This window comes from Bariatricus sp. TF06-38A (assembly GCF_027690675.1).
GTDB lineage: Bacteria > Bacillota > Clostridia > Lachnospirales > Lachnospiraceae > Allocoprococcus > Allocoprococcus comes.
In genome coordinates, this window is record NZ_JAQFCE010000005.1 from 27,129 (window position 1) to 50,208 (window position 23,080).

General features: G+C 53.9%; 28 protein-coding genes. 25 read left to right on the top strand and 3 right to left on the bottom strand.

Annotation, left to right across the window (positions count from 1 at the left end; translation table 11 throughout):
- Positions 1-5 precede the first annotated feature (5 nt).
- The 21 genes from PG418_RS06245 to PG418_RS06345 all read left to right on the top strand — a co-directional run bounded on the left by PG418_RS06245 (position 6) and on the right by PG418_RS06345 (position 18,415).
- Entirely contained in the window at positions 6-1,475 is a 1,470-nt protein-coding gene (locus PG418_RS06245) for a phage tail sheath family protein (protein ID WP_158438954.1), read from the top strand.
- A gap of 14 nt (positions 1,476-1,489) precedes the next feature.
- Positions 1,490-1,999: a phage major tail tube protein gene (locus PG418_RS06250; RefSeq protein ID WP_498837228.1), complete on the top strand. Its 510-nt coding sequence runs from the start codon at positions 1,490-1,492 to the stop codon at positions 1,997-1,999.
- A 76-nt stretch (positions 2,000-2,075) separates the two neighbouring features.
- Complete coding sequence (locus PG418_RS06255; protein WP_005933302.1) at positions 2,076-2,483, top strand: hypothetical protein; 408 nt, start codon at positions 2,076-2,078, stop codon at positions 2,481-2,483.
- Between the two features lie 216 nt (positions 2,484-2,699).
- Entirely contained in the window at positions 2,700-6,392 is a 3,693-nt protein-coding gene (locus PG418_RS06260) for a phage tail tape measure protein (RefSeq protein WP_498837229.1), read from the top strand.
- Entirely contained in the window at positions 6,385-6,633 is a 249-nt protein-coding gene (locus tag PG418_RS06265; RefSeq protein ID WP_005933311.1) for a tail protein X, read from the top strand. The genes PG418_RS06260 and PG418_RS06265 overlap by 8 nt, the downstream gene beginning before the upstream one ends.
- A complete protein-coding gene (locus tag PG418_RS06270; RefSeq protein ID WP_498837230.1) occupies positions 6,630-7,547 on the top strand; it encodes a phage late control D family protein in 918 nt (305 codons plus the stop codon). The genes PG418_RS06265 and PG418_RS06270 overlap by 4 nt, the downstream gene beginning before the upstream one ends.
- On the top strand, positions 7,547-7,897 hold the full coding sequence (locus PG418_RS06275) for a hypothetical protein (protein WP_008398612.1): 351 nt from the start codon (positions 7,547-7,549) through the stop codon (positions 7,895-7,897). The genes PG418_RS06270 and PG418_RS06275 overlap by 1 nt, the downstream gene beginning before the upstream one ends.
- 12 nt (positions 7,898-7,909) lie before the next feature.
- Positions 7,910-8,596: a hypothetical protein gene (locus PG418_RS06280; RefSeq protein WP_009299072.1), complete on the top strand. Its 687-nt coding sequence runs from the start codon at positions 7,910-7,912 to the stop codon at positions 8,594-8,596.
- 12 nt (positions 8,597-8,608) lie between these two features.
- On the top strand, positions 8,609-8,890 hold the full coding sequence (locus tag PG418_RS06285; protein WP_004220685.1) for a hypothetical protein: 282 nt from the start codon (positions 8,609-8,611) through the stop codon (positions 8,888-8,890).
- Entirely contained in the window at positions 8,887-10,233 is a 1,347-nt protein-coding gene (locus tag PG418_RS06290; RefSeq protein WP_498837231.1) for a baseplate J/gp47 family protein, read from the top strand. The genes PG418_RS06285 and PG418_RS06290 overlap by 4 nt, the downstream gene beginning before the upstream one ends.
- 14 nt (positions 10,234-10,247) lie before the next feature.
- The gene (locus tag PG418_RS06295; RefSeq protein WP_004220696.1) at positions 10,248-11,153 is read left to right on the top strand and encodes a phage tail protein; all 906 of its coding nucleotides are present in this window, start codon (positions 10,248-10,250) and stop codon (positions 11,151-11,153) included.
- A 19-nt stretch (positions 11,154-11,172) separates the two neighbouring features.
- The gene (locus PG418_RS06300; protein ID WP_498837232.1) at positions 11,173-11,484 is read left to right on the top strand and encodes a hypothetical protein; all 312 of its coding nucleotides are present in this window, start codon (positions 11,173-11,175) and stop codon (positions 11,482-11,484) included.
- A gap of 20 nt (positions 11,485-11,504) precedes the next feature.
- Complete coding sequence (locus PG418_RS06305) at positions 11,505-11,930, top strand: hypothetical protein (RefSeq protein ID WP_118043808.1); 426 nt, start codon at positions 11,505-11,507, stop codon at positions 11,928-11,930.
- 3 nt (positions 11,931-11,933) lie between these two features.
- Entirely contained in the window at positions 11,934-12,302 is a 369-nt protein-coding gene (locus PG418_RS06310) for a hypothetical protein (RefSeq protein WP_498837233.1), read from the top strand.
- A gap of 20 nt (positions 12,303-12,322) precedes the next feature.
- Positions 12,323-13,420, top strand: a complete 1,098-nt coding sequence (locus PG418_RS06315; protein ID WP_498837234.1) for a formylglycine-generating enzyme family protein — start codon at positions 12,323-12,325, stop codon at positions 13,418-13,420.
- A 71-nt stretch (positions 13,421-13,491) separates the two neighbouring features.
- On the top strand, positions 13,492-13,836 hold the full coding sequence (avd, locus tag PG418_RS06320) for a diversity-generating retroelement protein Avd (RefSeq protein ID WP_004220709.1): 345 nt from the start codon (positions 13,492-13,494) through the stop codon (positions 13,834-13,836).
- 426 nt (positions 13,837-14,262) lie between these two features.
- Positions 14,263-15,408 carry a reverse transcriptase domain-containing protein gene (locus tag PG418_RS06325; RefSeq protein ID WP_498837235.1) on the top strand — a complete coding sequence of 382 codons (1,146 nt, stop codon included), beginning with the start codon at positions 14,263-14,265 and terminating at the stop codon, positions 15,406-15,408.
- A complete protein-coding gene (locus PG418_RS06330; protein WP_118043805.1) occupies positions 15,387-15,743 on the top strand; it encodes a serine/threonine protein kinase in 357 nt (118 codons plus the stop codon). The genes PG418_RS06325 and PG418_RS06330 overlap by 22 nt, the downstream gene beginning before the upstream one ends.
- Before the next feature lie 12 nt (positions 15,744-15,755).
- Positions 15,756-16,136 (top strand): hypothetical protein, encoded by a 381-nt coding sequence (locus tag PG418_RS06335; RefSeq protein ID WP_055236818.1) that lies wholly within the window; start codon positions 15,756-15,758, stop codon positions 16,134-16,136.
- 11 nt (positions 16,137-16,147) lie between these two features.
- Entirely contained in the window at positions 16,148-17,731 is a 1,584-nt protein-coding gene (locus tag PG418_RS06340; protein WP_498837236.1) for a phage tail tip lysozyme, read from the top strand.
- Positions 17,732-17,887: 156 nt separating this feature from the next.
- Positions 17,888-18,415 carry a hypothetical protein gene (locus PG418_RS06345; RefSeq protein WP_005933351.1) on the top strand — a complete coding sequence of 176 codons (528 nt, stop codon included), beginning with the start codon at positions 17,888-17,890 and terminating at the stop codon, positions 18,413-18,415.
- A 65-nt stretch (positions 18,416-18,480) separates the two neighbouring features.
- On the opposite strand, the gene PG418_RS06350 is transcribed toward PG418_RS06345, so the two are convergent.
- Complete coding sequence (locus PG418_RS06350) at positions 18,481-19,119, bottom strand: hypothetical protein (RefSeq protein ID WP_118043803.1); 639 nt, start codon at positions 19,117-19,119, stop codon at positions 18,481-18,483.
- Positions 19,120-19,245: 126 nt separating this feature from the next.
- Between PG418_RS06350 and PG418_RS06355 the strand changes: the two genes are divergently transcribed.
- From PG418_RS06355 to PG418_RS06370, 4 genes are all read left to right on the top strand, one after another.
- On the top strand, positions 19,246-19,494 hold the full coding sequence (locus tag PG418_RS06355; RefSeq protein ID WP_009299062.1) for a helix-turn-helix domain-containing protein: 249 nt from the start codon (positions 19,246-19,248) through the stop codon (positions 19,492-19,494).
- A 159-nt stretch (positions 19,495-19,653) separates the two neighbouring features.
- Positions 19,654-19,779 (top strand): hypothetical protein, encoded by a 126-nt coding sequence (locus PG418_RS06360; protein ID WP_004220727.1) that lies wholly within the window; start codon positions 19,654-19,656, stop codon positions 19,777-19,779.
- A gap of 80 nt (positions 19,780-19,859) precedes the next feature.
- A complete protein-coding gene (locus PG418_RS06365; protein WP_004220730.1) occupies positions 19,860-20,120 on the top strand; it encodes a helix-turn-helix domain-containing protein in 261 nt (86 codons plus the stop codon).
- A 64-nt stretch (positions 20,121-20,184) separates the two neighbouring features.
- On the top strand, positions 20,185-21,228 hold the full coding sequence (locus PG418_RS06370) for an IS30 family transposase (protein WP_498837237.1): 1,044 nt from the start codon (positions 20,185-20,187) through the stop codon (positions 21,226-21,228).
- A gap of 52 nt (positions 21,229-21,280) precedes the next feature.
- Here the strand turns inward: PG418_RS06370 and ispD are convergent, their stop codons facing one another.
- Together ispD and tsaD are read right to left on the bottom strand one after the other, a co-directional pair.
- Positions 21,281-21,988: a 2-C-methyl-D-erythritol 4-phosphate cytidylyltransferase gene (gene ispD / locus PG418_RS06375; RefSeq protein ID WP_498837238.1), complete on the bottom strand. Its 708-nt coding sequence runs from the start codon at positions 21,986-21,988 to the stop codon at positions 21,281-21,283.
- Between the two features lie 42 nt (positions 21,989-22,030).
- The gene (gene tsaD / locus PG418_RS06380; RefSeq protein WP_008373677.1) at positions 22,031-23,062 is read right to left on the bottom strand and encodes a tRNA (adenosine(37)-N6)-threonylcarbamoyltransferase complex transferase subunit TsaD; all 1,032 of its coding nucleotides are present in this window, start codon (positions 23,060-23,062) and stop codon (positions 22,031-22,033) included.
- Positions 23,063-23,080: the final 18 nt, after the last annotated feature.

A 23,080-nucleotide genomic window follows, 5' to 3' on the forward strand; every position in this document is an offset into this window, starting at 1 on the left:
AAAACATGGCATATTTGCATGGCGCATATGGCGAAATCGGCGAAAGCAAAGTGGCTTCCGTCACTCAGGCCGACGTGGTGGCCGCGTATATCGGCACCGCACCGGTGAACCTGATCAGGGGTTACGCTGACAAAGATCTCGTTAATATGCCGGTAAAAGTAACCAATATGAGCGAAGTCCAGAGCCTCGTCGGCTACTCCGACGACTGGGAAACATTCACCCTCGGTTCTGCGTTCGCTGAGCACTTCGACAACACCGTCGGAAATGTGGGCCCGATCTATATCGTGAACGTGCTCGATCCTGCGGTGCATAAATCCGCACAGAAAACCACAAAGGCCCTGACCTTCACAGACGGCAAGGCAGAGTTTGAGAGCGACAAGATTATTCTCGACACCTTCGCGATCGCTGACAAGGCCGAGGGCGTGGACTATGCTCTCTCTTATAGCATGGCAAAGCACACAGTAACCGTGACACTGCTCAAAGAGACTGACGGGGCCGAACTCTCCGCAACCTTCGACACCGTGGATACTTCCAAGGTGCAGGCGGCCGACATTATCGGTGAGAAAACCGAAACCGGAGAATATACCGGACTGGCTTCCATGGCTCTACTCTATCAGTACCACAACGCCGTGCTCAATATTCTGGCAGCTCCGGGCTGGAGTCATATCCCGGCCGTATACAAGGCCATGGTGAGCACTATCCAGAAACTCAACGGCCACTGGGACGGCTTCGTTCACGCCGACGTTCCTCTGGAGGACAAAGGAACCAAGATCGACACGCTCGCAAAGGCTCAGAAATGGGCCATTGACAACGGCTACACCAGCGAGTTCTCGAAGGTATACTGGCCGAAGATTAAGGACGGCAACGGCCGGATCTTCTGGCTGTCCACAGTAGGCGCCGCCACTATGCAGCGCGTAGACCTGAGCCACGACGGCGTTCCGTTTGAATCTCCGTCCAACAAGGAAATCATGGCCACGAGCCAGTATTTCGGCGAGGACTCCAAGAACCGCGGCTTCGATCAGGAAACCGCGAACAAGCTCAACGAAAAAGGAATCACAACAGCCTGCTTCTGGGGTGGCCGCTGGGTATTGTGGGGCCCTCATACTGCTGCGTACAAGTACAACGGCAGCATGGACGCCCGCGCGATCTTCGACGTAAATATCCGTATGCTGGAGCATATCACGAACAGCTTCCAGAAGGATCACGGAACTGAGATCGACAGCCCTATGACTCCGCAGGACAAGGACAGCGTGCTGAATTTTGAAAAGGAAAAGCTCGACACCCTTCTGGGAATCGGTGCCCTGATCGGTACCCCGTCCGTGGAATTTGTGGAGAGCGCGAACCCTACCAGCAACATGCTGAACGGCGACTTCGTTTGGGACTTCTCCGTAACTAACACGCCTCCGTTCAAGTCTGGCACCGCTCGCGTATGCTACACAGACGAAGGCTTCCAGTCCTTTTTTGCTACTGAATAAGGAGGTGCAGAACAATGGCAAAATGGCTCGATATTAAAGGCCCGGTAGTGGCCGACACTGTATACGCGGACAGCACTCTGGTGGCGAAGGATGTCGCCTTCACTCTGCCCGGTATTGAATTTTTAACCGCTGACGTGCAGGCCATGGGTAACATGACCGTGCCACTGATCGGACTTCTGGAGAACATGGAGCTCTCCATTACAAAGATCGGTGTAGACAACGGCCTGCGCCGCATGAACCGCCTCAAAAAGCAGAGCTTCGAGTTCCGCTGGGTTCAGAATGTCGTAAAATCCGACGGATCCACCGCAACCGAAGGCTGCAAGGCTTTTGTGCGTACTATGCCGGGCTCATTCCCTGAGCTGGGCGTCGAAGTCGGCAGCGCAACCGAAGCCGAGAACGCTTACAACGTGACAAGGCTCCAGATCTACGCAAATGGCGTCGAGATCTGCTGCGTTGACCGTTTGGCTCAGATCCTCCGTATCAACGGCGAGGACTACATGAGCCAGATCAACAACCTGCTTTAATGCAGTAATCAAAAAATAACCACGGCCCGCCGGTCAAGCCACTGGCGGGCTCTTTTTTGCTTGAAAGGAGAACAAAATGAACGGAACCCTCACTCTGAAAAATCCCGTGATGATCAACGGGGACAAAATCACAGAAATGAAGTACGACACGAACGAGATCGACGGCGTGCTTTTCGCAACTGCTGAGGCAAAGAGAAAAGCGGCTGCAGGTATGAAGAACCTGTCCGTGTCCGCAGCGGCAGAGTTCGACTTCGGCCTCCACCTCTACCTCGGCTATGCTGCGATCGTGGCCGTGAATCCGACTTATGACTTTTCCGATCTGGAGCGCATGAAGGGCGCGGACGTTGTGGAGGTAATGGCCCTCGGCCGAAATTTTATGCTGAAATCGGAGCCGGAACCACAGGAAAACGACTCCGCAGAGCCTACCGCGACTACGCCAGAGTCTACCACACCAGCACGACAGAGCTCGAAAAAAAGCGAGTAACTGACTTCATCATAGAGTATGCAGAAGCGGCCGAGGATCTCGCAGCCGAAAAAAAACGCGCTGAGAAAAATCGGCCGCTAAACATAAGGAGGCCAAAGCACACAAGGAGGTGAGGACGTGGCAGACCATACTCTACAATCTACGATAGAGATCGCCGGATCCCTCAGCCCCTCCCTTCAATCGGCTATAAACGCGGCCGTCTCTCGTCTGGAGGAAATGAGCAAAGAAACGCTCGAAGCCGCCGGTGCTTCCGCACAGTTGGCGGCAAAGATCAGCACGCAGGAGACAGTCCTCAAAAATCTGGAACAAGGCTACGCCGACTACATTGTGACCGGCCAAGAAGGAACCGAGGAAGCCGAACAGCTCGCGAGTACAATCCAAGAACTGTCCGGTGAACTGACGGAAAATCGCGGCACGTTGGACGCGGCAGAAAAAGCCGCCCGTGCCCTGTCCGAAACCATGGACGACGCAGGCGGAGAAGCTGAAACGCTGCGCTCTACAATCTCCAAACAGGAGGACACCCTCCAACAGTTAAAACAGCGATACGTTGACGTTGCAACCGAACAAGGGGAAACCAGCGACGAAGCGCGGGAACTCGCTCGACAGATCCAAGACCTATCCAGCGAACTGCACGAGAACAAAACCAAGCTCTCGGACGCAGAGTACGCAGCGGACAAGTTGGACAATTCTCTGGAGGAAGTCGAAAGCTCGGCCAAAAAGGCAGACGACGGCTTCACCATGTTTAAGGCTACGTTGGCAAATCTCGCAGCCGACGCGATCATGCGAGCGGTGGACGGTATCAAAAATCTGGTCGGAAACGTCATAGAGTTGGGCCAAAACTTCACCAGCACCATGTCCGAGGTATCGGCAATCAGTGGCGCAACCGGTGAGGACTTCGAGAAACTGGAAGCCTGCGCCAGAGAATACGGCGCCACCACGGTTTTCTCGGCCAGCAATGCAGCCGAGGCCCTCAAATACATGAGCCTCGCCGGGTGGGACGCCGATCAGTCCACAAGTGCGCTGGGCGGCGTTCTGAATCTGGCCGCCGCTTCCGGCATGGAACTGGGAGCGGCTTCCGATATGGTAACGGACTACCTGAGCGCCTTCGCCATGGAGGCCGGAGACGCCGCATACTTCGCAGATCTGCTCTCCTACGCGCAAAGCCACAGCAACACCACGGCCGAAGCACTGGGCGAAGCCTACAAGAACTGCGCAGCCAACTTAAATGCAGCCGGGCAGGACGTCGAAACCGTCACCTCGCTGCTCGAAGGAATGGCAAACCAAGGTTACAAAGGATCTGAAGCCGGAACCGCCATGGCCGCGATTATGCGAGACATAACCAACGGAATGAAGGACGGCGCGATCAAGATCGGGGAAACCTCCGTGGCCGTAATGGACGCACAGGGCAACTTCCGAGATCTCACCGACATTCTCACAGAAGTGGAAGCCGCCACAAATGGAATGGGCGACGCAGAACGAGCCGTCGCGCTATCTTCCACTTTTACCGCAGACTCCACCAAGGGCCTGAACCTGATCCTCAACGAAGGCATGGACAATATCGCCGGGTACGAGGAAGAACTCCGCGGAGCTTCTGGATCCGCTGAGGAAATGGCCAATATTATGAACGACAACCTCAGCGGCGACGTGGCGGCAATGAACAGCGCCTTCGAGGAACTGGGGCTCAAAATTTACGACGCGCTGGAAAGTAAGCTACGAGCAGGTGTGCAGTTTATCACCAACGGCGTGATCCCGGCGATCGAATGGCTCGGCGGACATATCCCAGAAGTGACCATAGCGGTGAGCGGCCTCGGTGCCGTTATCGCGGCTATGAACTGGGGAACCATATCGAGCAAGATCGCAATGGTGAAGGGCGCACTGGTAAAACTCGCTGCAGCACTGGGAGGCGTATCGCTTCCGGCTATTGCTATTATCACAGTGATCACGGCCGTGGCTCTCGCCTTTACGAATTTATGGAAAAACAACGAAGAATTTAGGAACAAGATCACAGCGATCTGGGACGGAATCAAGGCCAAGTTCGACGAGTTCGGGCAAGGAATTGTGGACAGGCTCAACGCGCTGGGGTTCGAGTTCGAGGACATAACCGAAGTAATGAAGGCAGTCTGGGACGGCTTCTGCGAGGTGCTCGCTCCGATTTTCGAGGGCGTATTCCAGCAGATCAGCAATATTCTGAACGAGGCCCTCGACATTCTGACCGGCCTGTTTGACATCTTCGCCGGAATTTTTACCGGTGACTGGGACATGGTATGGCAGGGCGTCCAAGAAGTTTTCGGCGCAGTCTGGGACTTCGTTGTGGCAACCTTCGAGAACTGGATCAGCACGTTCACCTCTCTGGCGGACACCGTTCTGGGCTGGTTCGGCACCGACTGGGAAACCGTCTGGACGAATGTTAAAACATTTTTCTCAGACACATGGAACGCGATCTCGTCGTTTTTCTCCGGAATCCTGACGGGAATCAAAACATTTTTCACGGACACATGGAACGCGATCGTCTCGTTTTTCTCCGGAATTTTATCCGGAATTTATTCGAGCGTTACCGGAACCATGACCGAGATCCACGACACCTTCACGAATATCTGGGACTCAATCACCGGATTTTTGTCCGGAGCATGGGAAACAATTAAAAACATTGTGACCGTCGGGATCATGGCCGTGAAGGAAATTATCAGCGCAGCCTTCCAGATCATCACGCTGCCGTTTCGGTTTATCTGGGAAAACTGCAAGGACACAGTGCTCTCTATCTGGGAGACTATCAAGAGCGTGATCGGCGAAAAAATCGACGCCGTAAAAGAAAAGATCACCACGGTGACGACTGCGATCTCCAACGTAGCAAACGCAGCATGGAACGCAATCAGCTCCACGGCTTCCTCCCTCTGGGAAGGGATCAAAGGCACGATCGGTTCCAAAATCGACGCAGCCAAGGAGAAAGTAAGCACCGCGACGAGTGCGATCACCAGCGTGGCAAGTTCCGCATGGTCAAGCGTAAGCTCCACGGCTTCCTCTCTCTGGAACACAATCAGCTCCACAGTGAGCAGCAAGATCTCGGCGGCCAGTTCCGCCGTAAGCTCGGCAACGAGTACGATCACCAGCGTGGCAAGCTCTGCGTGGTCAAGTGTGAGCTCTACCGCTTCCTCTCAATGGGAAAGCATCCGGAGCACGATCAGCAGCAAACTGAGCAGCGCAAAGTCTACCGTTTCCAGCTTAATGAGTGGAATCACTTCCACCATGAGTTCAGGACTCAGCTCCGCACTCAGCACAGTGTCGGGTAAGTTCTCCAGTATTTACTCGACGATCAGCAGCAAAATGTCGGCAGCAAGGGACGCCGTAGGAAACGCGATCAGCGCCCTAAAATCAAAGTTTAATTTCTCGTGGAGCCTGCCACACCTGAAACTCCCTCATGTGAGTATCAGCGGCAGCTTCTCGATCAACCCGCCAAGCGTACCACACTTCGGTATTTCATGGTACAAGGACGGCGGTATTCTGACGCGCCCGACTATTTTCGGCGCAGCAGGTAACAATCTTCTGGCTGGTGGTGAAGCTGGCGCCGAGGCGGTGGTTCCTCTTGCAACCCTCTGGGATAAGTTGGAAACCATGATCACCTCAGTGTTCAACACTGCAAGCACAACCGGCGGATCTTCTGGCGAAGGACTCACAAGCACGGCCGGAAGGCTTCTGACTCTGGACGACTTCTCTCTCGGAAGTCTGGCAGACAGTGGCGGCGTGGTAGTTTACTACGACTTCTCCGGCTTCACATGGAGCCCACAGATCCAGACAGAAGGAACCGGCGACGACGCGGACGACTTCATGGCGAAGCTCAAAGCCCACGAGGCCGAGTTCTTCGACTGGCTGGAAGAATTTATAAAAATGCGGGAGGTGGCTCAATATGCGTAGAGTAACAGGCTACAAAGACTACACGACACGCGAAGGGGACACCTTCGACGCGCTGGCCCTCGAAATGTACGGGGAGGAAATGCTGGCGCACTATATCGCAGAATTTAACCCCGACTATGCGGACGTGCTGATCTTCGACGCGAACGTGGCCCTCCGGCTGCCGATCGTCGAAGGTGCAGAGACGCCGGAAACTCTGCCGCCGTGGCGCCGGGACTCTGAGGATGAGGACGACAGCGCGTGAACCTCTACTACAACGGGGTGGATATATACGGGGACGTGTCGGTGAACTACTGCGTGCACGAAATGTTCGCAGAAAAGCAAGCCGACACCCTCGTGATCCGCTTCAACGACACCAAGGGAACATGGAGCAAGTGGCAACCGGCCGAAGGTGACACCGTGCAATTCAAAGAAGGCGCGAGTGATACCGGGAAAATGTTCGTGCACTCCATGAAACCAGAAAACGGGCTTTTTACGATCCGAGCCATGTCCATGCCGAAAAGCGGCAAGACAAAAAAGAGTAAAAGCTGGGAGGGCGTCCGGTTCCTGCAACTGGCGAATGAGTTCGCAGGAAATCACGGGCTAACATTCCAGAACTACGGCTGCACGGATCAGGTTTACCCGTATATCAAACAGGACAACGAGACAGACTTCGCCCTATTTCACCGGCTCTGCACTCTGGAAGGCTGCCAAATGCTTATATTTGACGGCAAGCTACTGGCGTATAACGAGCAGTACATAGAGGGCCAGACTCCAGCCGGTAGCCTCTCCGTAGATGAAAACGGCGTTTTCTCCTATGAGGACAACCGGGGCGGAATGTACGGATCCTGCGAAATTGCAAGCGGAAGCTACTCCGGAAAATTTATAGCCGACAGCTCCAACAGCTCAGTGCTCCGCCCTGCGGTGCCTATTCAGGTAACCAGCAATGCAGAGGCGGCACGCTTCGCCAAGGGGCTGCTGCGGAACGCGAACAAGTTCGCCCGATCCGGCTACTTTTCCAAGTCACTTATGACCGGATATGCAGCCGCCAGCATTTTGACACTATCAACACCAAGGGCAACCATGTGGGACGGTACCGTTTTTGTGTATAAAGTCCGGCATGATTTTGTCGGAAATAAATCCACGATCTACTTCCGACACATTCTGGAGGGCTACTAATGGGAAACATCAATAAAGGCACGATCGCCAGCATATCAGGGAACACGGCTCGCGTTGTACCGTCTGACGCCGGGGCCAAGCCAACCGCAAAGATCACGATCCCGTGGCACCTCCGCGGATCCACCGGAAACCTCTCAAAAGGCACGGCGGTGGTTTATGTGGAGTTTGACGACTCCACCGGGCTGCTGCTGGGCCGGGCGGACGGTGAATGGGGGTGCTACCTGCCGAGCCTCTCGGCCGGTAATATCAACGTACCGAAGGGCGACGTCACAGCTCGCGGCATAAGCCTGAGCGGGCACACCCACGGAGGCGTCGAAACGGGCAGCGGATCCACTAAAAAACCAAACTAAGGAGGTACAGCCATGCCAACAATGGCACAGTGGGGCTCAAAAAAATGGGCCGTATCATCAAAGCAAGTCGTCGCGCTGGAGGGGCTGGCCTTTTCCTACGAGCAGGTGGCCGACGAAAACACCAGCACCGAGGACAAAAAGACGACTAACGAACGAGGCACCGAGCTTTTCCCCCTCTCATTCACCACCGTGCTGCACTCAGGCGCAGGCGTTGACGTATGGGCGGAGATCCAGAGCTGGAAGGCTCTCGTCACAAAAGTGAATTATTTCTATCTCGGCGGCAAGAAGCTGGGGCCGAAGCTCCAGCTCCGAAAAGTCGCGGTAAGCAACACAAAGGTGGACGGCAAGGGGCGGCTGCTTCTGGCCACTCTTTCCTTCACATTCAAGGAATACGATCCGGCCACCACCAGCGTGAAGGTAAGCACCACCGCGCTGAATGTGAAAGCGAGCACCGCCTCGAAGTCCGTCAAGAAAACAACCAACACAGCGGCCAAAAAGGCCACAAAGAAAACGATCAAAGTCGGCGACTATGTGAAGCCGACCGGCAGCAGGTACGCAACCGGCCAGAAGATACCAAACTGGGTAAAACAACGAAAGCATAGGGTGAGCCAGATCAAGAGCAGCCAAAATAAGGTGCTACTGGGCCACCCTAACGGGATCAATAGCTGGGTGTATCTGTCCGAAGTAACTCTCGCATAAGGAGGTGACGCCATGAGAGCAAGCGGAAACGGGAGCCCAGAAGTGTGCGCCGCCAATCTACTGAGGATCGTCCGCGGTGAAGTCGCATACGATCGCGTGCGCGGCGTTGACGGGACTCTGATCGACAAACCGAACGCGACCGACGAAGCCGTAGCTGACGCGGAGTGGGTTCTGGAAACCTTCGAGCCCCGCGTGGAGTCTGACAGTATCGCCTCAGATCCGGCGGCTGCCTTCTCTGGCGACTTCGGCATGATCGTGAACATTATCCAAAGAAAGGAGGACGAGGACGCATGAGCGAGCTTAAATTCATAGAGACAACCGACGAAACAATCTACACCGATATACTGGAAGAATTAGAGAACGGCGTCGGCGAGCCTCTCTACCCCGGTGACGAGCGCCGAATCTTCGGCGACACCATGGCGAAGGTGATCGTCACTGTTTACAACACAGTAAACGACGCCTGCCGCCAAAAAATGCTCCGATATGCAAGGGGCACTGTTCTGGACGCTCTGGGAGAAAACAGAGACGTGATCCGTCTCGATCCTACCTATGCCACTACCACCCTACGGTTCACAGTTACCGAAACGGTGGGCTCTAATATCATTATACCGGCCGGACTTCGAGTAACTGGTGACTTCGTTCACTATTTCCTGACAGACACCACAGCCGTGCTTTATGCAGGTAGCCTCTATGTGGACGTGGCAGCAACTGCCGAGGAAGGCGGCACGGACTACAACAACATAGACGAGGGCGAGATCTCCGAGATCGTGGACGTCTCCGACGTTCCACTACTCGACGGAGTAACAAACCTGACCATAACAGAAGGCGGAGGCGACCGTGAGGAGGACGAACCGTACCGTGAGAGAATCCGAGAGGCTGAGAACAAACTCAGCACCGCAGGCCCGGCCAAAGCCTACAAATACTGGGCGCTGTCCGCGAACTCTCTCGTCACGGACGCGGTGGTGGAATCCGAAAAGGAAACGATCACCAGAACCCTGAAAACCTACGCCGGGCACGCCTTCCAAGGTGGTGCCAATCTCCTGCCGGACACTCTGGTAGTTTTCCTGAGCGACGGATCCGAAGCCACAGCAGGGGCAGACTATACGGCCGAGTATGCCGACGAGCTTCTGACTCTCTCACTCTCCGGATCTCTCGCTGGAGCCGAGACGGTAAAGATCCAGATCGGCCGCAATATGTACGGCCGTGTCAAGATCGTGCCGATCTGCGCCGGAGGACAGATTCCGAGCGAGGACGTGCTGGCCGACGTGCTGGCCGCCTGCTCTGCGGACGACGTTCGACCTCTCACTGACATGGTAACGGTGGAAGCTCCAGAAACTCACGAGTATGACATAGAACTCACCTACTACACCACTAAAGCCAACGAGTCCGAAGTGGTGCAGAACGTGGAAGGATCCGGCGGGGCTATTGATCAATATATCAACTGGCAGGGCTCCACACTGAATCAGGACATAAACCCAGACGAGCTCCGGAAGCGGATCCTCTGCCCTGACTGGGCCGACGATCTAATCGGAGCCACCCGCGTGCAGATCATCAAACCGGAATACACCGAGCTCAACAGCACGACCGTGGCCAAGTTCTCCGGTAAAAAGACCGTGAAGCATATCGTCAGAGGATAAAGGAGGTGGACAGCATGGGCGGCATGAAAGTGTCAAACATGGATTTTATAAAACTGCTGCCCGCCTTCATGCAGGACGACGAGGCAGCGATCGCACTCAGCAAGGCCGTGAACAAGCTCATAGGTGAGCCGGGCAAACGTCTGGCCACAATCCGCACATGGGACAAGGTAGACGAGCTCACAGAGGCGGAGTGCAACGAAATGGCGTGGGAGCTGGACATTGACTGGTACGACTCCGAAGGCATGAGCCTGACAGAGAAGCGGAACACAATCAAGCTCGCGCAGCAGATCAAAAGAAAACGCGGTACCAAGTGGGCCGTTGAGCGTCTGATCGGCGCATACTTCGGCGAGGGCTACGTCATGGAGTGGTTCGAGATGGACGACTCCCCGTACACCTTCGCGGCTCTAACCACAAACGCGAACACCGACGGCGAAAATTTTAATAAATTTGTTGACGCCGTTCAGGCTGCCAAAAATGTGCGCTCGCATATCGCGGGCGTTTTCTATTACTGGCAGCAGGGGCCGGATCCCGGCATTGAGTGTGCGCTGAACACGGAGCTGCACCGTTATGATTTTGTGAAATGCGGTACCAACCCGCGAACGGCCACGATCGGCTTCGTGATAAAGCCGAGCATTGAAACAGATCCGGAAGTGAAGCCGTACCTATACGACTACACTCACGCCGGAACCACAACCTGCGGAACATATCCGCAGCCCGGAACACTCGGCGCCGTCGTAAAGCAAGCGGCTGCAGCCGAGCCTGACACCGAGGCGTTCCGCTACAACTACCCTGAATGTGGAATAACTCCACGGCCGGGGACGTTGGGCTCAGTTATAAAACGCGCAGCAGCCACGAACGAAAAGGCGGCCCTGTTCTGCTATCCGTTCGTAAAATGCGGAACTAAGCGCTGCGGGGAATAAACCGAAAGGAGGGCACAAAATGGCATACTTCGGCGAAGCCTACATGGGACGAAGGCGGCAGCAGTGGCTCCGCTCTCTCGCCTATGTCGAGGCTCAGACAAACGGCACATGGCACCACGGAACGATCAACCAGAAAAAGATCGAAGGCGAAAACGTGGTAGTTATGGCGACGTTCCCGACGCTGGACTCTATCGCCTGCACGATCAACGCCTCCCGTCTGATCGACACCTACGGGGAGCAGGCAGCATACCAGCAGAGAACTATCAACAAAGTGGCCGGACAGGGAACCATGATCAAGATCACGATCCCGATCTATGAAGTCACAGCATAAAGGAAGGAGGAAACAGACACATGTATAACGCAACAAAATGGCTCGACAAAGTGGTAGACGTCGATAGCGGCGAGGTCATTCAGGCCGGAACCGATCAGAGCGCCGCCCACTTCAACAACATGGAGAGCGGGATCACAGACGCCAGCGTGGCCGCTGCCATGCTCCTGATCGCAGCCGGAGAGCTCCAGTCTCAGACAGAGATCGAGCGCCACGTCGTAGAACTGAAAAACACGGCGAGCTATCCGTTCAACAACTCCGCCAAGACCGTGAGCCTTGCGATCACTCGCGACAACACAGACTACACCGTGGACGTGGATATTCAGGCCCACACCGGAAATGTCGGCGAGATCCAGATCTACGACAAGCAGCTCAACGGCTTCAAGGTCAAGTACGACGGAAGCGCAGAGAGCGCCACCCTTATTTTAAGAATCAAAGGAGGTAAATAAACCATGGCAAAAATCAACGACGTGCAGGTGATCGAGAAGAACACCGGCGAAAAGATCCAGTGGGAGCAGGACGGCTACCGTCTCAGCTTCGACGACGACGCGCTCAGCATCAAGGTTACCAAGTATCAGGGCGACGAGGCCCGCACCCTCGACGTGTGCATGGATCGCGGCGGTGATCTCATGCTCGGCACCCAGCCCGGCGGCCGCTATGTGGCCCAGATCGAGATCCCGGCCGCAACCTATACCGAGACACCGATCGAACCGCAGGAAGGCGCCGACGAGTCCGGCGATACCAACCGCCAGACCGTAGAGCGCACAAAGAACCCGCTCGACATGGCAGAGGTGAAGCTGATCCTCTGGAGCATTGAATAAGCAGAAAGGAGCACAAGAAAATGGCAAATTTTGACCTCACCAATCTGGCAGTAAAAATGATCTGCCCGAACAACGTCGTCAAGACAGACGACACCGATCTCCCTTCCGTTCTGGTGTATATCCCGAAGTTTAAGAACTCGGACGTACTCACCGGCGGAAATGACAGCACCCACCCGGCCTTTATCGTCAACGGCGTGGAAATCCCCGGCTTTTACTACGGCAAGTATCAGGCCAAGGTTTACAACTCCGTAGCGTACAGCCTGCCGGGCGAAGATCCGACCGCAAGTATCAACTTCGACACCGCACGCGCACGCTGCGAGGCCAAGGGCGCAGGCTGGCACCTGAGCACTAACGCAGAATGGGCCGCGATCGCTCTCTGGTGCAAGAAAAACGGCTTCCTCCCGTATGGTAACAACAACTACGGCAAAGACAGCCGCGAAAGTAATTACAAAGCCGTGCCGAGCTACTACGAAAGCGGCAAGATCGCGAGAGTTGCAACTGGCACCGGCCCGATCTCATGGAGCCACGACAAGACCATGGCTGGTATCTGGGATCTGAACGGCAACGTGTGGGAATGGCAGGGAGGAATCCGCCTTGTTTGGGGCGAGCTTCAGATTCTTGCAAACAACGACGCAGCCGATCCGGACAACCCTCAGAACGCAACGAGCACATGCTGGAAGGCCATCAACGCCGCAGACGGCGCCCTTGTAGATCCTGAGAGCAAGACGACCGACAGCTCCGCCCATGTTTCCGGTAAAACCGTAAAACTGGACTATGTGAACAACAAGTGGACGTACTCTACTTCGATCACCAACGCAAAAGATGAAAGCCGAAGCTGCGCCTTTTATCAGGCTACTGCTGACAGCTCGATCGGAGACGCTGCCAAGGTTATGCTGCGCGCTCTCGCCCTTCTCCCGGACTCCGACGTCACTACTGACGTATACGAGGGCGACTACATGTGGTGGAATAACGGCGTAGCCGAGCGCTGCGTGTCTCGCGGGGGCTGCTGGTACAGCGGTTCGGGCGCTGGTGTGTTCTACCTCAGCGGCGACGACTCCCGCGGCGATGCGGGCACGGTCATCGGCTTCCGTGCCGCTTATATCCCGGAAATCCGGTAATCTGGCAATCTGAAAATCTGGCATGAGGGTGGCACACCAAGCCACCCTCTACCCTTTTAAGGAGTAACAACATGGACAACTTGCAACTGCGGCAGCGTATCGTCCGGAGCATGATCCGGGTGAGCGAACGCACCGCAAATATGCGGAAACCCGAAAAATTCGAGTATCGCAAACACATGACGGCGGCGTTCATGGATATGCTGGAGCTCTGCATTGAGGCCAACAGGGCCAGAGGCTCGCGCCGGGTAGAACTCCAGAATAAAATGGACACCAAGCTGGACGTGCTGCGCTCTCTCGTAGACACGGCAGTCTCTCCGGAGGATCGCCTGATCTCTCCGGGGCTCCACGAAATATGGAGCAAGGAGCTGAACGAAATCGGGCGTATGCTCGGCGGCTGGAAAAAGTCGAACGAGTAAAGCCCGTGGGGAATGTGTCGAGATAAAGGAGGCGCTGCGTGTATCGCGGGGGCAACTGGAACAACGGTTCGAACGCTGGTGTGTTCTACCTCAACGGCAACAACTCCCGCAGCAATGCGAACACGAACATCGGCTTCCGTGCCGCTCTTGCCTTATTTGTTTATTTTCTGAGGGCCAAGGCCCAGCAGAAACGCCAAGGCAAAAGGGATGCATTTCCCGGCCGACAAGGCCAAAGATACACGCTCGTGCTGCTCTGCCGGTGGAGGCCACCGGGGACACCGAGCAAACCGCGCAGGCTGGCCGTTGTCTGCTATGCGGACAGAAGGCAGATCCGGATCCTATGGCGTGGCTGCCATAGCGGAAAGATCTCGCCAAGGATTGTCACACGCGGGCCATTATTATGACAACACAAGGAGGAACGAGGACATGGATCCAAGAAACCAGCCCTCCCTTCTGGAGAGAATATACTCGTGGGAGAATCTTCTGGACGCATACCACGAGGCAGCAAGCGAGAAGTGGTACCGCAACGACGTGACCGCCTTCGCGGCGAATCTGGAGGAAAACCTGATCAGCATACAAAACGACTTGATCTGGCACACCTACAAAGTGGGCCGGTACCGGCAGTTCTACGTCCATGAACCGAAGAAACGGCTCGTCATGGCTCTGGGCTTCCGGGATCGTGTCGTGCAGTGGGCGATCTATCTCCAGACAAACCAGTACCTCGACAATGGCATGATATACCACAGCTACGGGTGCAGGGTGGGAAAAGGAACCACCAGAGCAGCCGACCGGCTTCAATACTGGTGCACGCTCGTGGATCGAAAGCCGGGCAAATGGTACTACCTGAAACTGGATGTATCAAAGTATTTTTACCGGGTGGATCACAGGGTACTGCTCGACATACTCCGCCGGAAGTTCCCGAACGAGGACGGCTACCTCTGGCTTATGGAAACGATTATAAATTGCGACCATACGCCCTTCGGACTGCCTCCGGGAAAGTCCGCCGACGAGATCCCGCCGTCTGAAAGACTGTTCGAGGTAGGTATGCCGATCGGAAACCTAACGAGCCAGCTACTCGCGAACGTCTGCCTCAATGAGCTGGATCAGTATATCAAGCACGAGCTGAAAGCCCATTTTTACGACAGATACATGGACGACATGGCGCTGCTCTATCCTGACGCGGCCACACTGAACCGGTGGAGAGCTGCGATCGAGAAGTATCTGAACGAAGTCCTGCACCTCGAATTGAACAGCAAAACCACGATCGGACTCGTCAAGCACGGGATCACCTTCGTGGGCTGCCGAATCTATCCGGGGTACCGCAAACCGACAGCTCAGTCGGTCAAGAAAATGAAGGCACGTATGCGCTACATAGCAAAAGAGTATAAGGCCGGGCTGATCGACTTCGACGCGGTAGACGCGACCATGCAGAGCTACTTCGGACTTATGAGCCACTGCTCCACTCACGGGCTCCAGAAATGGATCGAGAAAAATATTATTTTCAAACGCAAAGAAATGGCAGACATAGAGCTGCCGCAGGAGGTGACACAATGGGAATTGAATCAGTTTTGATCGCCTGCCTTCCTTCGGCGATCACTGGGTTCTGCTTCTGGTGTATCGAGCAGAAAATCCAGAAACAGAGCAAGAAACTGGAGGAAGAAGAAAAACAGCGACGAGAAGCTCAGGACAAGCGCGAAAAGCTCCACGAACAACAGGAGCTTTTTTTAGTGCAGGGAGTGAACGCCGCGATCGCCCTCGGAGAAGCCACAGCCAGAGCCGTGCAGCGGATCCCGGACGCCCACTGCAACGGTGATATGCACGCGGCCCTCGACTATGCCGCCAAGGTCAAACATGAGCAGAAGGACTTCCTGACAAGGCAGGGGATCGAATCTATTTATGAAAGCTAAGGAGGTGACACCATGACTGAGGAAACACTGGAACCGGTAGAAACCGAAACAGATCCAGAGGAACGGATCCGAGAGCTGACAGCCGAAAACCGTCGGCTCCGGAAGCAGATCAAACGAATGAGAGAGGCTGCAGCCACCAGCAAAAAGGTGGAATTTTCAAAAATTATTTTCTGCGGCGTTTCAATCGTGACGATCTTAATTACCGTTTTTTCCTGCTGGATTATTTACTCCACCATGGACACCTCAGCCCTCGCCTACCTGATCCCGGCCGTGTTCGCTGAAATGGCGAGCGCGACCGGTTTTTACTACACGAAGGCCAAGGCTGAAAACAAAATCAAATTGATGAACGCCAACGGCGTGCAGCCAGAGGCGGACAACTTCAACGACTTCTAAGGAGGTGGAACATGTCACTCACTGGAAAAAACAACGAGGAAAAGATCTGGAATTTCCTCACCGGCAAGGGCCTGAACTCATACGGGGCCGCCGGACTCATGGGGAACCTGTTCGCGGAGAGCGGGCTCAACCCTCACAACCTCCAGAACACCTACGAGAAAAAACTCGGCTATACGGACGACGACTACACCGACGCGGTGGACTCCGGAAAGTATACCGGCTTCGTGCATGACTCCGCAGGCTACGGCCTCGCACAGTGGACATTCTGGAGCCGCAAGGAGGCACTCCTGAATTATGTCAAGGCTACCGGTGCCTCGATCGGAGATCTGGAAACTCAGCTCGGCTTCCTCTGGAAAGAACTCGCCGAAAGCTACGCCACGGTGCTGGCCGTACTGAAAAAAGCCACCAGCGTGAGACAGGCTTCCGACGCCGTGCTACTCAAATATGAACAGCCAAAGGATCAGAGCGCCAGCGTCCAGACAAAGCGGGCCAGCTACGGGCAGACCTACTTCAATAAATACGCAACCAAGACAACCAACAACACACAAGGAGGTAAAACCATGAGCAATAGTTCATTAGTGGACTGCACAGTTTACAGCCCTAACCACAGCGGAAAGAGAACCCACTCGATCGACCGCCTGACACCGCACTGCGTAGTCGGCCAGTTATCTGCCGAAACGATCGGTGCCTGCTTCCCTAAAGGCAGGGACGCAAGCTGCAACTACGGGATCGGGTACGACGGCCGCGTCTGCCTGATCGTGGACGAGTGCAACCGGAGCTGGTGCAGCTCCAGCAACGCAAACGACCAGAGAGCGATCACGATCGAGTGCGCCAGCGATAAGGCCGAACCATACGCCATGAAATCCGCAGTTTATGAGAAACTGATCAAGCTCTGCGCTGACATCTGCAAGAGAAACGGAAAAACGAAGGTGCTCTGGCTCGGCAGCAAGGAGGAGGCTCTCGCATACGAGCCGAAGGCGAACGAGATCGTCCTCACCGCGCACCGCTGGTTCGCAAATAAATCGTGCCCCGGCGACTGGCTTTATTCCAGATATGGGGAGCTCGCCGACAGAATCAACGCACTGCTCGGCTCTACTGACTCCGGCAACTCCGGCGGAAATAATACCCCGTCCGGCGGTTCCGGCGTGAAATACTACGTCCAGACCGGCGCCTATAAGCAGAAAGCAAACGCCGACGCTCAGCTCAAAAAGGTGAAGGCTGCCGGTTTTGACGCCATTCTCAAACAGTCCGGCGGCTTCTACAAGGTACAGACCGGCGCCTACTCCAAGAAAGAAAACGCCGACGCCGAAGTCAAAAAGCTGAAAGCGAAGGACTTCGACGCAATCGTAACGACCGACGGCGGAAACGCTGCCGGATCTGCAAGCTCTGAGATCAAAGTCGGCGACGTGGTTCAGTTCTCTGGTGGCCCTCACTACGGAAGCGCTGCAGCTTCAACTGCTGCCGGATCTCCGAAAGCTGGCCCGGCCAAAGTCACCAGAATTGTGAAGGGCGCAAAGCACCCGTACCATATCGTACACACTGACAGCCAGTCCAATGTCTACGGCTGGGTGGACGCGGCCAACGTCTCAAAATGAGCACGGCTGCCAGTGTCCTGCTGCTGATCGTGGCCATGGCCGTCCATGTGATCTGGATCCGCTCCCTCGTGGAGTGGGACGGCTCACCGTGCGACGCAGCAGACTGTAAAAACTGCCCGTACTATCCGGGAGAAAACAGAAAGGAGAACCAACACCATGAACGAAGCTATGACTCAGATCCTCAACGCAGCGACGCCGATCCTCTGCCTGCTCATTACTGCCGGTGGCGCCTACCTCGTGGCGCTGCTCAAACGCCAGACAGCCCAGATCGAGAAAGATCTGGACAATGAGACAGCCACCAAATACATGAACATGGCAGTGGACGCCGTAGCTCAGGCCGTGGCCTACACGGCCCAGACGTTCGCGGACTCACTGAAAGCCGAGGGCAAATTCACCAAAGAGAAGCAGCTCGAAGCCTTCGAGAAGTCCAAAAACAAGACGCTGGAGATCCTCGGCGACACAACCGTGGCCGCCCTCCGTGAGATTTACGGCGACTTCGACGCATGGCTCGAAACCAAGATCGAGCAGGTATGCAGAGAAACCAAGGCCGCCAGCGAGTCCCAGATCAAGGCAGCAACGGCCGACGCAGCAACAACCGCGGCAAGCGTAGCGGCAACGATCGCCACTACTGCGGTGCAGCAGCTCGCAGCCGAAGCTCCGGCCGCTGAATCTAAAACAGAATAGGCCCCTGACATGTTCAGGACATAAAGAAAGCCCGGCGGGAGTGTTATCTCCTACCGGGCTATTTTTTATAAGCAGGCCAGCGCCGCCTTGTATGCCTTCGATCTCGTGTTTGGCTTCTGGAAGTCGTAGCGATCGCGGCCCTCTACCGACTTCGCAAGAGCGGGATCCGCCGCCACCTGATCGGCAAACTGGCAAAACTTCAAATACTGCGGAGTTTTTCGAGGATCCACCAGACCGGAACCGGCCGCGCTGGCAGCAACCGCATGGGCGAAAAGGATCGCCTTCTCCCTGATTGGAAGCTGGCAAACCATACAGTCAAGCAAGCCGCCCTCTCCGGCCAGCGTAGAAAAGCAAACGCCACAACTCTGAGCATACTCCACAAGACCGGGAGCAGGATCCGGATCGTTTCCACTCTCCGCCCTGCTGATCAACGCGGTGGCGTCCACAACCGTGCAGCCTTCCGGCAAACGAACGCCAAGATCTGCGGCGTACCGCTGCTGCTTTTCAGACGGCGGGAGGAATGGGATCACCTCGACACTCTGCGGATCCACGCAGCCAAGAGTCGCCGCCTTCTCTACTGCTGCCGCTTCCGAAACGGCGTCCACCTTTTTGTACTTTTTCTTTCCTGTCCCCGGATCTTTTCCCCAGATCCCAAAAATTCCATAATTACAAAACCCGCCGAACGGGCCCTTCTTTCCAACCATGCCATGCCCTCCTAATTCTTTTTCGCGTCTATTCGCTTTTAGTCATGTTTGGGATAATTATAGGCGCCCGGCCATGGTAAAGTCAAGAAGCTATCAGTCATGTTTGGGATAAAGGAGGGTGAAAGTTTGAAACTCTACAAGCACACGAACGGAACGTGCAACGCCTCCGGCCCTGCGATCCGGGCCCTCCGAGAAAAGGCGGGAATATCTCAGGAACAGCTCGCCGCCAAGCTACAACTGGCTGGGCTGAATCTGAACCAGAAAGCAGTGAGCCGGATCGAAACCGGCGACCGCGTTGTGCCAGACTTCGAGCTGAGCTACTTCGCGACAGTGCTCGGCGTGCCAGTTTGCACACTGCTGGAATATGAAAAATGAGACGGGAAACCGCCTCTTTTTTTATGCGAAAAAGCGCGAAAATAAAGGAAATGAGCTTGACTATATACACCTATGGGTGTATAATAATATTACAAGGTAAGGGAAAACCTGAGTAAGAAAAAAGGAGGAAAACAGAAAGAACGAAAGGAGGGCACAACGGTGGACGAACAGAAAGAAAAGCAAACAAAAGAACTGCTCGAAGTTCTCGAAAAGGCTTTAAGAAGTGAAGCGGTGGAACGGATCACGATAACAATAAAGCCAAATCAAAAACCTAAGCAGTCCTAAAGGTTCGGCGGTGGGAAATTCCCACCCACCGCCTTTATTATATCCACCGGCTACAACAAAGTCAAGAAGGAGGCCGACACATGGAAATCACGGTAAAGGTAAATTATAAAAACGAAAAACTGCAAAAGCTCAGACAGGCCGCTGGCCTCTCCCAGTCGCAGCTCGCGGAAGCCGCCGGGGTAAACGTCCGAATGTATCAGAAATACGAACAGGGCGACCGGGATATAAGCAAGGCGCAACTCTCCACGCTGCTGCGGATCTGTAAAGCGCTGAGTTGTAAACTCTCAGATATAGTGACAGACGCGGAAACGTCCGAGCTTTTAGCAGAGTATGAGAAATAAGCACCACACATTCAAGGGGGCGGCTTCGGCTGCCCCTCATTTTTTGTATATTGGAGGTAAACCCATGAGAAGATTCAAACACTTAAGTAAATCCGACAGGATCCGGATCGAAACCCTGAACAATGACGGCAAGACTCCGAAAGAGATCGCGGAAGTTGTCGGCGTGCATATTAGCACAATATACCGCGAGCTGCAGCGCGGACAGTACACGCACCGGAATAGTGACTGGACAGAGGAAACCCGATACAGTTCAGACCTCAGCGAAATGAAATACCGGGCCAACCTTGCGGCCAAAGGCGCCGACCTGAAAATCGGAAACGATCACCGCCTCGCTGAATATATAGAAACCAAGATCGCAGACGAAAAGTACAGCCCGGAGGCCGTGCTGGGAGAAATCAAGGCGCAAGGGCTCCAGTTCAACACAGAGATCAAGAGTAAAAACACCATTTACAGTTATATCGAGAAGGGGATCTTCCTCAGGCTCACAAACAAAAACCTCCCGGTCAAGGGTGACAAGAAGCGCAGCTACCACAAGGTACAGACTCAGAAGCGCGCGCCGAAAGGCGAAAGTATAGAAAAGCGCCCGGAGATAATCGGCGAGCGTTCCACCTTCGGGCACTGGGAAATGGACACTGTAGTGAGTGCCAGACCGGGCAAGGCTGCGATCCTCGTCCTGACCGAGAGGCTCACCCGTAACGAGATCACGGCCAAGCTCCCGGACAAGAGCGCGGCCAGCGTAGTGCAAGCCCTCGACGATCTGGAAAAGGAATGGGGCGAGCTTTTTCCTCGCGTGTTCCAAACGATCACCGTAGACAACGGCAGCGAGTTTGCGGACTGCCCCGGCATAGAGCGCAGCATACTGGCGGAGGGATCCCGGACGAAGTGCTACTACTGCCACCCGTACAGCTCATACGAGCGCGGAAGTAACGAGAACCTCAACAAGATGATCCGCCGCTGGCTGCCAAAGGGGACGAACTTCGACGAGATCGGCGCCGAAGTGATCCAGACAATAACAAACTGGCTGAACAACTACCCGCGGAAGATCCTCGGATTTTTGCCAGCCAGTGCAGTATTTCAAGAGCAAATGGACGCCCTTTTGGGGGCCTAATAAAATTTATTTAATTTTTTTCGCATTTACTCTTGACTTTTCCCAATTTTTTTCAATTTCTTTTTTTGATCAGACTTTCTGCTAATATCAGATCTTCTGGCGTTGTAATCTTTATATTCTCATACGAACCTTCTACCAACTTTACTGCACAGTTTTCCATACGCTCTACAACCATCGCATCGTCTGTTATCCCTTTTTCATTTTCTTCATTTTCCATCAATTTAAAATATGCCTGACGAATCAATGCAGTCTCAAATACCTGCGGAGTCTGAATACACCACACAAATCTTCGTTCCGGTGTATTTACTGCGAAATCATTCTCATCTACAATCTTTACCGTATCTTTCGATGGCATTCCTGCCACACATGCCCGGTATTCTTTTACTGCCTGGTAAGTTCGTTCTATGATCGATTCATCAACAAACGGACGTGCTCCATCATGAATAAAGACATAACCTTCCGGTTCTATTTCTCTTAGTGCTTTATATACAGATTCATACCGTTCTTTTCCACCAACCACAATTTTATTAACTTTTGTGATTCCATAAGCTTCTATAATATTTTTCCGGCAATAATCAGTCTTACCTTCTCCTGTCACAAGAACAATTTCATCAATAATCGGAGATGCTGCAAATGCAGCAAGAGAATAGTAAAGTACAGGCTTTCCGCATATTTCCAGATACTGCTTCTGTATTTTTGTACCCATCCGGCTTCCTTTTCCTGCTGCCAGGACTACTGCTGTACATTTTTCCCTGTTCATATTATTCTCTCCTTTTTACCTGCATTTCGTGGTTCGCCCACTCTATCTTTCGCCAAGTTTCAGATTCGGGACTGCATTCAGATCCCATCCATGTCTGGTTCCATTTATGTATTCATAATAAGCCGCCACACCGATCATTGCTGCATTATCTGTACAGAAAATCGGTGACGGATAGTAAAATTCTATTTCATTCTTTTCACATGCCTGTTTCATTGCTGCACGAAGACTACTGTTTGACGCCACGCCTCCCGCAATTGCAAACTTATTAAGTCCATATTCTTTTACTGCATGCATTGCATTGTCTACCAGCACATCAGTAACTGCTTTCTGGAAGGATGCAGCAATATCAGCACGGTTGTATTCAATCCCTTTCATCTTGCAGCCGTTAATATAGTTTAAAACTGCTGACTTCACGCCACTGAAGCTGAAATCATATGGGGAATCTTCAATATGCGCGCGCGGAAATGGGATTGCATCTGGATCCCCCTCTTTTGAAAGCTTATCAATCTTCGGTCCTCCCGGATATCCCAGGCCAATTGCTCTAGCCACTTTATCAAAAGCCTCTCCTGCCGCATCATCTCTGGTTCTTCCAAGAATCTCATAAGTTCCATAATCCTTGACGCATACGAGATGCGTATGTCCCCCAGACACAACAAGACACAAGAACGGTGGTTCCAGTTCTAGATTCTCAATATAATTTGCAGAAATGTGCCCTTCAATATGATGAACTCCAACAAGTGGTAACTTTTTCGCATATGCGATTGCTTTTGCTTCTGCCACACCGACAAGAAGCGCACCAACAAGCCCCGGACCGTAAGTTACACCGATTGCATCAATATCATCCAGTGTAACCTCTGCATTTTCCAGAGCCTCTTCTATTACCTGATTAATCTTTTCAATATGCTTTCTCGATGCGATTTCCGGAACCACACCACCATATAATTTATGTAGATCTATCTGTGATGAGATCACATTTGACAACACCTGTCGTCCGTTCTTTACAACGGCTGCTGCCGTTTCATCACAGGAACTTTCAATTGCCAGTATTAATATATCCTTTTTCTCTGTATCCATATTTTTCCTTCTCTCTAC